Here is a 14226-nt window from a genome sequence, read left to right on the forward strand (position 1 = left end):
AACTTTATCATCTCACCCAAGCGAAAAACCGAAAAAACAAATACAGACTCTTTTTACTAGTGCGGGGATTTTCGCCAAAGGGGATCTCTCTTTTAATATACCCCAACTGAATTAATTTGTCCAAAGGAGCGGCTAAGTTGGTCGCTGGTTTTTCCAGACGAGAGGCAATTTCGGATAACCGGTGACAGCCTGATGCAATCAGTGATAAAATAGAGGTCTTCTGATTGTAGAACGTGACGAATGAGTCTAGATTCCCCGCATCGTCTTCGTCCATAAATCACGACAAATACTGGAGTGTCTCTTTTCAAAGCTTACATATCATCGAGTGACAACCCACGATATTCGACACGATAGCCATTCAATTGGTGCAGCAGATTCACCGATTTCTGTCGGAGTTGATCCAAATTGATTTTATCGCCGTTGCGCTTTACCTCAGCGATGATGGCTGTCTTTTCATATTCGTTGAGCGCCACAATGTCGATTTCGCTTTTATTGTCTCTTTCCCAATAGGAGCCGATCTGTGACAGATTTTCTTCGGCAATCATTTTTTCCCGGAAATAACGCTCGAGAATAAGCCCGCTATAGGTCTGATAATCACGTTCAACCAGGGTCTTCAGATAGGTGAAATTCCCAATCTCAACAGCACCTCTGTACTTGAAGATGAAGCGGAACCAAAAGCTCAAAAAGTTATCGTTTATCCGATACTTGACGACTCTGCCGGAAGGCTTTGCTAATATCGGACGTACTTTGGTGATAAGACCGAAATCTTTTTCTAATCGGTCTAAAAATCCGCCCAAATTCATATTAAGAATGGATTCCATCTCGGTACGTGATGTCTTGGAGGAGGCAATGAGCATCAGGACCGAAAAATAAGTGGTGTAATCTTTACCGAATTCATCAATTAACACATTGCGTCCTTCCGTCAGAAACAAAGAGTTCTCCGAAAAAATCGCGTCAATAATCTGCTTTTTGGTAAAGGCTCTCGCTGAAACCAACAGTTCGACATACTTGGCTACACCTCCGGTAAATAGGTAAAACGCCAACAGATCTTCCTTGGAATATGGTGGGTAAAAATCAGTAAGAATTTCTTTCAGCGTGGGAATATCAAATGCACGCACATGTAATTTTGCTGTAGCCCGACCAAACAGGGGTTCTTTGCTGTCTTCAAAAATCTTGTGCATAAGGGAATAAATCGAACCGCATAGAATCAGATTGAGCTTACTATCCGATTTGTGTTTGTCCCACACATTTTGCATCTCACTGTAAACCGACGGGTTTATGGTGTTAAACTCCTGAAATTCGTCAATGATTAAGGTGAAATGCCGGCTCTGCGATAGGTCCATCAAATAACCAAAAACAGCCTTGAAAGTCTGCAATTGCCCGTAAATGCTTACCCCAAGCTTATCCTGGATTTCTACTGTGAACTCTTCGCATAAAAGTGATTCGTTTTTCTTTTCCACAAAAAAATAAAGGGTGGTAGACTGCGCAAAAACAGTAGTGAGTAAAAGAGTTTTTCCAATGCGCCGACGGCCGACGACAAAGGTCATCTGTGCAGATTGCTGCGCTTTTTGCTCAATATCTTTTAATAAGGCTGATTCTTTTTCTCTGTTGTAGAACTTTTGCATGTGCTATGGGTTTATGCAAAGATACAAATTTATCGTAATGCCGGTTACGGTAATATAGGTTACGATAACGGTTTTTTGTGTTTCTGTATTTCTGGTCTTTTGTGGTTTTGTTTTTTTGCTTTTCTGCTTTTTTGTGCTACTGAAAAAAACGTGGTCTGTAACCTTGTAACCATCGTAATCTCATAACCTCAGTAACCCTATAACTATGAATGTAACCCCATTCCCCAAGCGAAATACGAAAAAAAACAAATAGCGAAAAGATATTACTCCATGTTGAAATAAGAACATTTAAACCATACATAACACTTATATATACAATAATGTTTAAATAAGCAATATATAATGCATTTATTTTTGTACATTTGTTCAAATAAGCATATAAATGGCGAATCCAAGAATTATTCCATCGGAAAAAATTATCGAGCGTTTGCAATATGAGAATCCTTGGTGGATAACCCAGGAAATTCCCGAACTGTACAAAGAGATGTCTAAACGTTTGTATTTCGATTTGTTCTTCCCGTTTGTGGCAGAGACAGAAGTTCGACGTGCAGTCGTGCTCATGGGGCCAAGGCGTGTCGGAAAGACGGTGATGATGTATCACAGCATCGATCAGTTGATACAAGAAAACATCAATCCGCAACGTATTTTTTTTGTAGGTATTGACAATCCGATTTATGTAAATTTGGGTCTTCAGGAAATCCTCGATTTGTGCAAAGCATCGGTTAAGGTGGAAAGTCTTAAAAATTGCTTTGTCTTTTTTGATGAAATACAGTACCTAAAAGACTGGGAACGTCACCTTAAGGTGTTGGTCGATTCGTATCCTAACACAAAATTTGTTGTCTCGGGTTCGGCTGCTGCCGCACTGAAATGGCACAGTACAGAGAGTGGAGCAGGAAGGTTTACTGATTTTATGTTGCCACCACTTACTTTTCAGGAGTTTATTCACCTGAAGGATAAAAATCACCTCATTCAGAAAAGTAGTATTCAGTATGGTGGTAAGCAAATTACGTATTACCTTCCTATGAATATACATGAATTCAATGATGAATTTTTACAGTATCTCAATTTTGGAGGGTATCCCGAGGTGGTATTGTCGGAAAGAATCCAAAAAGACATGGGGCGCTATGTAAAAAATGATATTGTCGATAAAGTTTTGTTGCGCGACTTGCCCAGTTTGTATGGCATAAAAGACGTACAGGAGCTGAATCGCTTTTTTACCTATATTGCTTATAATACGGGAAATGAATTTTCGTACGAGGCGATGTCAAAAGAAAGTGGTATACAGAAAGAAACCTTAAAGAAGTATCTGGAATATTTAGAAGCTGCTTTTTTAATTAAAGTATTGAACAAGGTAGATATCAACGCCAAACGGTTGAAAAGAGTGACGAGTTTCAAGGTTTATCTGACCAATCCGTCACTCCGGACGGCATTATTTTCCCCAGTAAAGGCGACTGATAATGAAATGGGAAATATGGTAGAAACTGCTATTTTATCCCAATGGATGCATCGTGAAAATCTGGATTTAACTTATGCCAGATGGAAAGAGGGAAGATCAGAAGGTGAAGTGGATTTGGTATTGGTAGATGATAAAAAGTTTAAACCGGTCTGGGGTGTAGAGGTTAAATGGAGTAACCGCTATTTTGAAATGCCTCAGGACTTAACTAGTTTAATACAATTTTGTAGAGCGAACCAGTTTGGGAACGCGCTAGTGACGACGATAGACAAACAGGACACAAAAACGACACGTGACATCAACTTCACGTTTGTACCTGCTTCAGTGCATGCTTACAATATTGGTGAAAATACATTAAGAATGAAAAACACGCAATAGCTTCCTGTTTTTTTGTGATTTTGTTTTTTTGTGTTTCTGGTTTTTTTTGTTTTTCTGTGATTTTGTGTTTCCGCTTTTTCGTGCTACTGCGAAAGACCGAAAAAACAAATGGCGAAAAAACAATTACAATTACAACCGGGAATCACAATCAGCTAAAATACCTTTTACATCATACACAATGGCTTTCTCCTTTTTCAACGCCTCCAGATCCAAATCCAAGAACTCCTTATGGGCAACGCCAAGGACGATGGCATCGTATTGTTGCATTTTTGTTTTCTTGTTTTTTTGTTCTTCTGCATCTGTAGAGCCGTCAACTTTAGTTTCAGCAAGATCTGCGCAGCAATCTAATCCATATTCGTGTTTCACTTCTGCGGGATTGGCCCAGGGATCGTAGATGGATACCTTTACGCCATAATCTTCTAAAGCGCGTACGACGTCGACGATCTTGGTGTTACGCACATCGGGGCAGTTCTCTTTGAACGTGATGCCTAGCATCAGGACCTGGGCTTCATTGACGTTGATTCCTTTCTTAATCATGCATTTGACGACCTGAGAGGCGACATACCCGCCCATGGAATCGTTCAACCGACGGCCGGCTAAGATAATCTCGGGGTGATAGCCGTGTTCCTGCGCTTTCTGGGCAAGGTAATAAGGGTCGACGCCAATGCAGTGTCCACCGACCAAACCGGGCTTGAAGCCTAAGAAGTTCCATTTGGTGCCTGCTGCTTCTAAGACGGCATGGGTGTCGATATTCAAAATATTAAAGATCTTGGCCAGTTCGTTGACAAAGGCGATGTTGATGTCCCGCTGGGAGTTCTCAATAACTTTGGCGGCTTCGGCGACCTTGATGCATGGGGCAAGATGGGTACCGGCGGTGATGACGGACTTGTACACGGCGTCTACGGCTCTTCCGATCTCGGGTGTAGAACCGGAGGTGACTTTTAATATCTTCTCGACGGTGTGTTCTTTGTCGCCGGGATTGATCCGCTCGGGTGAATAGCCGGCGTAGAAATCTTCGTTGAACTTCAGCCCGGATATCTTTTCCAATACGGGGATGCATTCTTCTTCGGTGACGCCGGGGTAAACCGTGGATTCATAGACGACGATATCACCTTTCTTCAGCACTTTGCCTACGGTTTCGGAAGCTTTGTATAAAGGTGTGAGATCGGGGCGGTTGTTTTTGTCGACAGGTGTGGGTACGGTGACGATGTAAAAATCGGCATCGGCAATGTCACTGAGCTGATTGGAGCAGTATAAGCCGGTGGATTGTGGTTTTGTGCTTTTGTTGTTTTGTGGTTTTGTTATGGGGTTCTCGCTGACTAAAACGGCCTGCAGGATATCGTCTTCGACTTCTAAGGTGGAGTCGGTGCCGCTGCGCAATTCATCGATGCGTTTTTGGTTGATATCAAACCCGATAACGGGATATTTTGTGGCAAATAATCGGGCCAAAGGTAATCCGACGTAGCCGAGGCCGATAATGGCTATTTTTTTCATATGTTTTGTTGGTCTTTTTGTTCTTCTGTGTTTTTGTTCTTCTGTTTTTTTGCTTCCTATAGTTTGCGAAAGATCAAGTTTTAGCCTCTGATCTTTTTACTAAGCGCTTGCAGTTGATTGGTTATATACTCCACCTGATTTCTTAGTTTGATATAATCTGCTTCAGTAAGAAACGCTAAATCAAATGACAAAATTAAAAAATTTATTACTTCTATCGCCGAGGAATAGGCTTGATTTAAAAACCTTAATTTGTCTTTATCTCCCGCTCTAGACATTCCTTCTGCTATATTAGCTGCTATACTCATAGTCGCTCTTCTTAATTGCGAGGTTACTCCAAATTGTTCGTGATTTGGAAAGTCAGCCGTACACATGTACATATCCTTTACCAACATTCTTGCATTTTGCCATACAGATAGTTTTTCGAAGTAAAATTCATGCATATGTTTGTTGTTCTTTTGTGTTTTTGTGTTTTTGTTCTTCTGTTTTTTTGTGATTTTGCTATTTTGTGCTTTTGCGAAAGACCAGAAAAACAAATAGCGAAAAAGCTATCATTTTAAATTCTCCCGATACCACTGTACGGCTTCCTGTAATCCTTCTTTGATCGCATGGGTGGGTTCGTAACCTAATAATTGCCGGGCTTTGTCGACGGAGGCTAAGGAGTGTGGAATATCGCCCTGACGGTTAGGGCCGTGGATAACTTCCACTGTAGCAATAGCCGGGTCGTAGTTAGCTAAAATTTCCTTTAAGTGGTCCACGAGCTGATTGAGGGTGGTACGGTCGCCAACGGCGGTGTTATACACGGTATTGACAGCCTCCGGGTTTGTTGCCAGCATGGCTTTTTCGTTCATCTGAATGACGTTGTCGATATAGGTGAAGTCACGGGAATAATCGCCGGCACCATTAATGACGGGGCTCTCGTAGTTCATCAGTTTCTTGACAAAAAGGGGGATAACGGCAGCGTAAGCTCCGTTCGGATCCTGTCGACGCCCGAATACGTTGAAATAGCGTAGGCCAATGGTTTCCATGCCGTAGGTTTTGGAAAAGATCTCGGCATAGAGTTCGTTCACATACTTCGTGATAGCATAGGGCGACAGGGGTTTGCCGATCTTATCTTCGACCTTGGGCAGGCTTTTGGAATCGCCATAGGTCGAGGAGGATGCGGCATAAATAAAACGTTTGACTCCGGCGTCGCGTGCGGCGACAAGCATATTCAGAAAACCGGAAATATTGACTTCGTTGGTGGTCTGTGGGTCTTTGATGGAGCGGGGTACGGAACCTAATGCGGCCTGGTGCAGGACGTAGTCTGCGCCTTGTACGGCTTTTTCGCAATCGGCGGTATGGCGTATGTCGCCCTCGATCAAGGTAAAGTTGGGGTTGTCGGCATGTTGCTGGATATTGTGGCGATGACCTGTGGCAAAGTTGTCCAAGACCACGACCTGGTGGCCTTTATCCAGAAAATATTCGACAAGATTGGAACCTATAAACCCGGCTCCTCCAGTGATTAATATGCTACTCATGTATAGTATTAATTTTTTACGATACGTTTTAAATATTCGCCATAGCCGCTCTTGCACAGGGGTTCGGCAATAGCCAACAGTTGGGCTTTGTCTATATAACCCATACGGTAGGCAACCTCTTCAATGGCACCGATCTTTAGTCCCTGTCGGGCTTCGATGACTTGCACAAACTGCCCGGCCTGCATCAGCGAATTGAACGTCCCGGTATCGAGCCAGGCGGTTCCACGATCGAAGACACCGACCTGCAACTTGTCTCTGTTGAGGTATTCTTTATTGACGTCAGTGATCTCCAACTCACCGCGCGGCGAAGGCGCTATATTTTTGGCGATCGCGACAACGTCGTTGTCGTAGAAGTATAGACCCGGCACCGCATAGTTGGATTTGGGAGCGATGGGCTTTTCTTCAATGGAGACGACTTTGTTGTTTTCGTCAAACTCGACGACACCATAGCGCTCGGGGTCGTGTACAGGATAGGCGAAGACTACGCCTCCATCGGCGTCGGCGCAGGACTGCAACAGCCTGGACATGCCAGAGCCGTAGAAGATATTGTCACCAAGGATCAAGGCAACTTTATCGTCGCCGATAAATTCTTCCCCAAGGATAAAGGCTTGGGCCAGTCCGTCAGGTGAAGGCTGTGCTTTGTACGAAAATGTGCAGCCTATGCGGCTACCGTCGCCCAATAGCTTCTCAAAATGCGGAAGGTCCTGTGGTGTGGAGATGATGAGTATCTCCCGGATCCCCGCCAGCATCAGTGTAGACAGGGGATAGTAGATCATCGGCTTGTCGTAAACGGGCATCAGCTGCTTGCTGACAGCCAGCGTCAAGGGATGTAAGCGGGTGCCGGAGCCGCCGGCGAGTATTATTCCTTTCATGTTTTTTGAATAACTTGTCTCTCATTTAACTTTCCAATAGCCTCCTTTAGCTGGACCGATATATTGTACTTGATCGTTGTCTTTCAATTTTTCTACATCTCTAATTATTGTCCTTTTTGTAACGTTTAACATTTCTGCTATTTGCGCAGTCGTTATTGAAGGATGTTTAAGCATTAAATTCACAATTTGCCTCCTTCTATTTTCAGTGACATTTTCGGTGACATCAGATCCTTTATGCATGAAAGAAGCAAAAACCGTCACTTGAAAACCTTCCCCCATAGTTTTGAACTCCGGTGGCGGAAACGGGCTTAACGGGATACTCCTGAATGTGCAGAGCTACACCTTTTACTTCTCCATTATCCGAAATACCAATATATACTGTCCCTCCTTTTGTATTGGAAAACGCCCCCAACGAAATAATAACCTCATCACTAAATGACGCTTTAAATTCAGCAGCTTTATCTTCTCCTTGAATTGTGACAGGTCTAAGGTCTTTATTCATTGTTAACATAAACTTCTTATCAGTTTATCTTTCCCTAAAAGTTATGTATGAATCCTTGTAAGGAAGAGTGATCATCGCACCAATTAAGCAACAAAACTACTCCCTTCAAACGGAAGAAACAAATTTTTTACCGGATTAAGCTGAGTACGATGTCTTTACCGAAGGATTTCTTGGTTTTATCCATAAAGTACAGCTTCCCCTCCACATATACGCTTTCCTTGTGTTGGCGACAATTGTCTTCGGCACAGTTTGACATCCGTATGCCTATGGAGAGCATCCTCGTATCTTCTCTATTGGCCCGATTGACTTCAAAAAGCAGTCCGCTGAAGTATTTAACGTGTATTTTTTCATTTTTACTGCGAATAGATGTGATGTAGATACTTTGTAAGTTTTCGTCGTAATGCTTCAGTTCCAAAATCAGCGAGCCATGGGCGCGACGCCTCCCACGCCGTTCTTTCGCTAACAAAACGGAGACCTGTATATCCATATGGTCTTGGAATACACGTGCAAGGTAACGACGTCTTATCCGTAACCCGACAACAAGGCCAATTAAAGCAACAGCAACTCCTACGAGATACATCATAAGGTAATAGATAAGTTTGGTTTTATCAGTGAATAAAGGTACAACCTCTTTACTGAAGTTCCAAATACTTGGCGGCTACTTTTTTATCGCTCGAGCCGCGAAGGTTTTGTCCTCTTGCCGGACGGGCAGGCACTTGGTATCGGCCAAGTGCCCAAGCCTTGTCGCTGTACCGGCTCGCTACAATGTCTCTTCCTTCTTACCATACGCGACCCGCTGAGGCGACACCTATAGCTCTTGTACAGATACTGCTTCTCATATCTCACGTCTCAATACTCAATACCTGCCTATCGTAGGCAGGCGCATATCGCAATACAAAATTACTGCCTGCGGACGATAAAGAACCCTTTCTCGCGTTTCCATGTGCCGCCGTCCCTGATGTCCAGGTAGTAGTAGTATGTACCGTCGCGTACGGTGCGGCCACCGGGGAACACGTTGTTCCGGTTGTCGTATTCTTCTATCTCCGCCATCACCTTGCCGGACTTGTCAAAGATCGTCACTTTGTTCTCCGGGTAGTCGCGTACCCCTTCGATCATCAGGAAGTCGTTGATGCCGTCGCCGTTGGGCGATACGGCCTGGTGTACACGTACCGGTAATGCGGCACCCTCATCGTTGGCTATGCGTACCGTCACCGAGACCGGATCGGCAGGTAGGTAGTTGGGATTGCCTTCCTGTTTGGCCGTGATGGTCACCGTGCCCAGACGCTTGACCGTCATCGTCAGTGCCGTGCTGTTGACCGTGGCGATCATATCGTCATCGATCGTCAGGTTGACCGGTAGGCCGCTACTGGATGACACGTCAAGGTCGATCGTGCCCGCATCACGGTAAAGTGTGCCCGGATCGGTAAACGTGATCGTCTGCGGGGCTTTGTTCACCGTCAGTGTGCCGCTTACATAGCTGATATCGTAGTTACCCACTTTTGGTCCCTGTGCTGCCGAAGCGGTGATATCGTAGATGTCTACATCGGCAGAGGCTGATGCTCCTGCTGAAGTTAATGTTACCGAGGTAACTGCATCACCGTTGACAAGACCCTGGCTTGTGAACTCGGTACCATTAAAGGCAAAGGCATTGCCATAGATCTTGCTCTGGTCATTGGCCGTGATGATCAGTGCTTTGGTGTTGACCGTCAGCGTCCGGGGCACATCTGCCGCCGGTGTATAGGCCGCGCCTCCTGCCTGCGACGCCGTGATCGTCGCCGTCCCCACGCCAACGATATGGATCCTGCCGTCAACGATCGTGGCCACCGTTTCATTGCTGCTGCTATACGTAATGGCTATGGTATTGTTCGTACTGGTCGCTCCCGGAGCAAAGTCCGCATCACCGTAGGTCTTCAACGGCAGCGCACCAAACGTGATCACTTGCGGTGCTTTAGGTACCGCACTGACTTCCGTGCTTGCTGCACTCTCGTTGCCCGCTTGGTCTACAGCCGTGATACGGTAGTAATACCTCGTACCGTTCGTCAGACCCGTATGGGCATAGGTCGTAGCTGGCGCTGTAACCGTTGCCAGCACAGTCGCTGGATTGGCCGACGTGCCGCCGTAGACCTTGTACGACCGCAGATCCCCCTCCGTATTGACCGTCCAGTTCAGCACGTTCTGCCCGTTGCCAAAGGTAGCCGTCACTCCAGCAGGCGCTGCAGGGACGACCCCATCGATCACGATAGCACGCTGGCCCCCGATCGAATTCGGACCACCCACTGTCGGTAGGGTCAGTACCGCGTCGAGGCCGGCAGCATTCCGTACCGTCGAACCGTTGAGCGTCAGGGAGGCAATCGATGCATAATCCAGGTCCGCACTGATGTCACCTGCTTGAACGGTATAGGAGAAGGTCAGCACAGTCGTCCCCGAGCCGGACACGTAGACCGCCTCCCGGTCAACCGCACCCGTCTCCAGCAACAGCGCTGGCAAGCCCCCCGTTCCATCCACCGTCACCGGTTGGTTGAATGTTACCGCCAGCGTTATTACATCGCCTATCTTATACGTTCTATCCGCACTTGTCGTTCCGACTTCCAGCACTTCCGGGTTGATCGGGTTGACCGTGATACTGATGGCATCCGTATCCGTCAAAGCACCGCCCGAGCCCGAATTGCCCATGTCGTTGGTGACGATCTGTAGGTTCGCAGCACCGTAATAACCCGTATTTGGCCTGAACGTCAGTCCCCCCAGCGCCACGTTGATGTCAGCGATGGTACCCGTAAAGGTCATGGTCGCATCCGCAGTACCGCTGCCCGTGGCAAATGTCAGTCCCGCAGTACCTGACAGGGTCAGTAACCCGTTTGTCGCACTCAGCGTTACTTCCACCGTATTACTTCCGGCATCCACATCCGAAATCATTATGCCGTTACCGTTCGCAGCACTGAATGTCAGCACCCCGTTCTGGTCAACCTCCTGTCCTCCCGGAATCGTATTCACCGGTGCATCGTTGATAGCCGTCACGGTCAGTGTGACCGTCCGCGAGTCCCCAAGAGATCCGCCCGATCCCGTATTGCCCCCGTCATCGACCGTTACGGTAAGGGTTACGTTGCTCGTTGCATGTAACCCGGTCATGAAACCAACGTTGCTGGCAGCAATGAATGTGTTCAGGTCCGCAATCGATCCGGTCAATGTCAATGTGGCCGTTCCCGGCCCGCTGACGGTCACGCCATTACCCGATATAGCAGACAGTGTACCGCTGGGCACCGAAAAGGTTGCCGTAACATTCCCGCTGCCCGCATCCACATCATTGAAGCTGATGCCCGTCAATGGAGTTTGAACATCTTCGTCAATAGCTATGGATGCCGGAACAGTCGCCACAGGAGCGTCGTTCACGGCTATAATCTGTAGTGTAACCGTCTCGGAATCCTGAAGCGCTCCGCCCGAGCCTGTATTGCCCCCATCGTTGATAACTACGGTAAGGGTCACACCGCTCGTTGCATTTAATGCGGTCGTAAAACCAACGTTGCCGGCAGCAATGAATGCATTCAGGTTCGCAATCGACCCCGTCAATGTCAGGGCAGCGGCCGTTCCGCCGACCGTCACACCGCCCCCGCTCACTGCTGTCAACGTACCGCCCGGTACCGAAAATGTCGCCGTTACCTGGCCTGATCCCGCATCGGCATCGCTGAAACTGACACCCGTGAGGGCAGTAGGTACGTCCTCCGTCACAGCAATGGCAGCTGGTACCGTGACAACCGGCGCCGTATTCACCTCCAGCACGAGGATAGACTTGGTTTCCATAACACTGTTATCCGTACCGTCATTTGCTGTAAAGCTGACTGTTCTTGTAGTTGTACTCGGACTTAAGGAACTGTTACTGTAAGTTACAGCCCGTAAAGCCGACTGCCATTGCGCCAGCGAAGCCGAAGCGTCTGCAGACGTCAGCGTGAGTGCCCCTGTGGCCGCATTATAGCTCCCTTGGATATTGCCCATGGTACTTCCATCGTTTGTAAACCCAAGTATATCCTGCCCGGCTCGGAAACCACCCGTGATCGACACCTCTGCTGAGGATAGTGTCGTGTTATCCGGATCGGCCACCGTTAAGCCGTTATCGATCATCACGGGTCCCGAAGTAGCCTCCGTGAAGATCGTTATTCCGCCGCTGGTGGTAATGGTCGGTGGATAGCTTACTGCTTTGGTCACATTATCCATAGCAGGGCTACCTACATTGTCCGCTGGATCCGTAAGCGTAACGGCTACCGTCAATGTGCCATTAAGCAATCCGGATACATCTATACCAGCTACCTGTTGGCCGGCAGTGGTAATTGTACCGTTGCCCGTCACTGGGGCACCTCCGCCGCTACTGGCCACCGTATAATCAAACGTCGTTCCTACTTCTGCCCCACTGAAGGTGAAGCTTAAGGCCGTGTGATTCACAAGGGTGATTTCTATTTGGTCTATGGCGATCGTATAGCCGGTTGGTGGCGTATCGTCGACCGCCAGTGCGCTGAATTGCTTCAGCACCGTAGCCGTTTCAAATTCGTATTTTGCTTCCCGCTTGGCTTGATCTACTACCGTTTCAGGGATGATGGTAAACGGATCGCCATCTGCGCTCGTAAAGATCAGTTTGAGGTTTTCGGCCGGTTCGCCATCCAGCATGTCGTCAGTATAAGGAAAACGTAATGTGCCGGTGTAGGATAATGGAGCACCAAAGGTATACACTTGGTTGACCGACGTACTGCCGGAATAGTCAACCGGTGTGGTAGACCGTTGGATTACGGTGCCAGAAAAAGAGACCTCTTCCGTTGGGTTGAACGTCAATCCGTCGACCGAAAAGAGCGTGCCGGGCTTAATGACCATACCGCCGTTTCCAACCGTCAGCTGCGCCTGAGCAGATAGGCATGCCGTCATACACAAAACCAATGCAATACATGTTCTGACGCACCACTGCGGCAAAGAAAGCCTCCGTATCATGAGCAAAATATTTTAAAGTTATTCTGTAAGTATCCGTTTAATTCTGTGCCGAGTCTGCCGTGCGCTGCTCCAGTACTTCTAAACGTTTCTGCATAGCTTCCAACAGAGCTTTGAGCCGGTCGTTTTCTGTCTTGAGGGCTGTCGTCCGCTTTTCCAGTGCCTGGATCGCAGCCATGTTGACACCGTCTATATCGACCGTATTGATCGTCTTATCGGCATCCGGACCATCCAGCTGAAATGCGGCATAAAAATCCTGGGCCATTGGACCTATATGTTGTTGGGTGGCAGGTTGCGCTTTGTAGTTCCAACGCGAGACGGGAATTGCGGCTACTTTCTGCAGGATAGATTCCAGGTCAATCTGCTGGAAGTTTTCTTTTTTGTTGCGATCACTTACGCTTGTCCAAGAGCCTGCCCCGGGAGCGAGCTGTACGCCCATGGGAGATGCAATCTTCTGGTAAGTGGTGAAAAGCTGATAGCCGCCTATAAAACGCATGGTCATCTGATTATTGGCTGTCGCAAATGTACTGTCGGATGAAAATCCAGCTCCACCGTCGCCGAGCACCATGGAGCCCTGCCGCCTTGCGGTGCGTGCATTTTTACCTATAGCTACAGAAAATTGTCCACTGGCGCTATTCTGTAAGCCAATGGCTACACCAAAATTACCATTGGCAATCGACGGCCCGAGTACAATTGACGCCAATCCTCCCGCTATTGACGAAGGACCCATTGCCAGCGCGTCGTCATTGGTAGCCTGTGCACCTGAACCGATCGCCACGGCACCCGCAGCAGAAGCCGTGCCATTAAAGGCAAAAGCGCGCTCACCACTGGCTGTTCCGTTGTTTCCGAGCGCGACGGATTCATTGCCCGATGCGGTAGTAGCGAGTCCGAGAGCGATGGAATTTGCCCCCGAAGCACGGGTATGGCTACCTGCCGCAAAGGAGTAGTTCCCTACATTGCTAGCATTCCAATAGGTATCACTGAAGCTACCTACATAGCCTACCCGGAACGCTGCCTTTTCTGGATACCACATCATGCGGCGCCCTCCGTTCGATACGGGCGCAGCGGTCGAGGCAACCACGTCACCGTCAACACTGAATACCACAGCACTGTCGACCACATGTAATCCTGCTTTGGGGTCATCTGTTCCAATACCCACTTGGGCCAACACCGGACTGGTAACGGCGCACAATAGCGCTATAAAAATTTTTTTCATTGTAACAGTTAAATCTTTGTTTTTAGCTTCTTTATCTATTCATTCTCCATTTCGCATATCTACAACAACCCTACGCCGCCGACTCTGTATCTTAGGCCGATCTCATGGGTGTTGACGGAGATACGCTGGTCCAGGGTACGGCTGTTGGGGCTGAACTGGTAGCTGTAGCCGATACCGAAGTCACCGAAGTTCAGCTGCAGCAGT

12 protein-coding genes are annotated in these 14226 nt (G+C 47.6%); 1 reads left to right on the forward strand and 11 read right to left on the reverse strand.

Annotated features, from left to right (window positions below; all coding sequences use genetic code 11):
* Positions 1-7 precede the first annotated feature (7 nt).
* A complete protein-coding gene (locus G5B30_RS17310) occupies positions 8-274 on the reverse strand; it encodes a MarR family winged helix-turn-helix transcriptional regulator (protein ID WP_206367166.1) in 267 nt (88 codons plus the stop codon).
* Positions 275-311: 37 nt separating this feature from the next.
* The gene (locus tag G5B30_RS16170) at positions 312-1625 is read right to left on the reverse strand and encodes an ATP-binding protein (RefSeq protein WP_165321049.1); all 1314 of its coding nucleotides are present in this window, start codon (positions 1623-1625) and stop codon (positions 312-314) included.
* A 382-nt stretch (positions 1626-2007) separates the two neighbouring features.
* Between G5B30_RS16170 and G5B30_RS16175 the strand changes: the two genes are divergently transcribed.
* The gene (locus tag G5B30_RS16175; RefSeq protein WP_165321050.1) at positions 2008-3456 is read left to right on the forward strand and encodes an ATP-binding protein; all 1449 of its coding nucleotides are present in this window, start codon (positions 2008-2010) and stop codon (positions 3454-3456) included.
* A gap of 129 nt (positions 3457-3585) precedes the next feature.
* On the opposite strand, the gene G5B30_RS16180 is transcribed toward G5B30_RS16175, so the two are convergent.
* The 9 genes from G5B30_RS16180 to G5B30_RS16220 form a co-directional block, all read right to left on the reverse strand.
* The gene (locus G5B30_RS16180) at positions 3586-4950 is read right to left on the reverse strand and encodes a nucleotide sugar dehydrogenase (RefSeq protein WP_165321051.1); all 1365 of its coding nucleotides are present in this window, start codon (positions 4948-4950) and stop codon (positions 3586-3588) included.
* Between the two features lie 80 nt (positions 4951-5030).
* Entirely contained in the window at positions 5031-5390 is a 360-nt protein-coding gene (locus G5B30_RS16185; RefSeq protein ID WP_165321052.1) for a four helix bundle protein, read from the reverse strand.
* 108 nt (positions 5391-5498) lie between these two features.
* Positions 5499-6467 carry an SDR family oxidoreductase gene (locus G5B30_RS16190; RefSeq protein WP_165321053.1) on the reverse strand — a complete coding sequence of 323 codons (969 nt, stop codon included), beginning with the start codon at positions 6465-6467 and terminating at the stop codon, positions 5499-5501.
* 8 nt (positions 6468-6475) lie between these two features.
* The gene (gene rfbA / locus G5B30_RS16195) at positions 6476-7339 is read right to left on the reverse strand and encodes a glucose-1-phosphate thymidylyltransferase RfbA (protein WP_165321054.1); all 864 of its coding nucleotides are present in this window, start codon (positions 7337-7339) and stop codon (positions 6476-6478) included.
* 21 nt (positions 7340-7360) lie between these two features.
* Positions 7361-7618 carry an HTH domain-containing protein gene (locus G5B30_RS17595; protein ID WP_410528447.1) on the reverse strand — a complete coding sequence of 86 codons (258 nt, stop codon included), beginning with the start codon at positions 7616-7618 and terminating at the stop codon, positions 7361-7363.
* Positions 7572-7841 (reverse strand): helix-turn-helix domain-containing protein, encoded by a 270-nt coding sequence (locus G5B30_RS16205; protein WP_165321056.1) that lies wholly within the window; start codon positions 7839-7841, stop codon positions 7572-7574. Before G5B30_RS16205 ends, G5B30_RS17595 begins: the two co-directional genes overlap by 47 nt.
* Positions 7842-7968: 127 nt before the next feature.
* On the reverse strand, positions 7969-8424 hold the full coding sequence (locus G5B30_RS16210; RefSeq protein ID WP_165321057.1) for a hypothetical protein: 456 nt from the start codon (positions 8422-8424) through the stop codon (positions 7969-7971).
* Between the two features lie 317 nt (positions 8425-8741).
* Positions 8742-12809, reverse strand: coding sequence for a gliding motility-associated C-terminal domain-containing protein (locus G5B30_RS16215; RefSeq protein ID WP_165321058.1), 4068 nt, complete (start codon positions 12807-12809; stop codon positions 8742-8744).
* A gap of 37 nt (positions 12810-12846) precedes the next feature.
* Positions 12847-14022 carry a tail fiber domain-containing protein gene (locus G5B30_RS16220; RefSeq protein ID WP_165321059.1) on the reverse strand — a complete coding sequence of 392 codons (1176 nt, stop codon included), beginning with the start codon at positions 14020-14022 and terminating at the stop codon, positions 12847-12849.
* Positions 14023-14226: the final 204 nt, after the last annotated feature.

Origin of the sequence: Sphingobacterium sp. SGG-5, assembly GCF_011043525.1 — a bacterium.
Classification (GTDB): Bacteria; Bacteroidota; Bacteroidia; order Sphingobacteriales; family Sphingobacteriaceae; genus Sphingobacterium.

Excerpts from the sequence above, each read along its gene's own strand:
- G5B30_RS16215 (WP_165321058.1), bottom strand. The coding sequence starts at position 12,809 with ATGATACGGAGGCTTTCTTTGCCGCAGTGGTGCGTCAGAACATGTATT.
- G5B30_RS17595 (WP_410528447.1), bottom strand. The coding sequence starts at position 7,618 with ATGGGGGAAGGTTTTCAAGTGACGGTTTTTGCTTCTTTCATGCATAAA.
- G5B30_RS16185 (WP_165321052.1), bottom strand. The coding sequence starts at position 5,390 with ATGCATGAATTTTACTTCGAAAAACTATCTGTATGGCAAAATGCAAGA.
- G5B30_RS16180 (WP_165321051.1), bottom strand. The coding sequence starts at position 4,950 with ATGAAAAAAATAGCCATTATCGGCCTCGGCTACGTCGGATTACCTTTG.
- G5B30_RS17310 (WP_206367166.1), bottom strand. The coding sequence starts at position 274 with ATGGACGAAGACGATGCGGGGAATCTAGACTCATTCGTCACGTTCTAC.
- G5B30_RS16220 (WP_165321059.1), bottom strand. The coding sequence starts at position 14,022 with ATGAAAAAAATTTTTATAGCGCTATTGTGCGCCGTTACCAGTCCGGTG.
- G5B30_RS16210 (WP_165321057.1), bottom strand. The coding sequence starts at position 8,424 with ATGATGTATCTCGTAGGAGTTGCTGTTGCTTTAATTGGCCTTGTTGTC.
- G5B30_RS16170 (WP_165321049.1), bottom strand. The coding sequence starts at position 1,625 with ATGCAAAAGTTCTACAACAGAGAAAAAGAATCAGCCTTATTAAAAGAT.
- G5B30_RS16175 (WP_165321050.1), top strand. The coding sequence starts at position 2,008 with ATGGCGAATCCAAGAATTATTCCATCGGAAAAAATTATCGAGCGTTTG.
- G5B30_RS16190 (WP_165321053.1), bottom strand. The coding sequence starts at position 6,467 with ATGAGTAGCATATTAATCACTGGAGGAGCCGGGTTTATAGGTTCCAAT.
- G5B30_RS16205 (WP_165321056.1), bottom strand. The coding sequence starts at position 7,841 with ATGAATAAAGACCTTAGACCTGTCACAATTCAAGGAGAAGATAAAGCT.
- rfbA (WP_165321054.1), bottom strand. The coding sequence starts at position 7,339 with ATGAAAGGAATAATACTCGCCGGCGGCTCCGGCACCCGCTTACATCCC.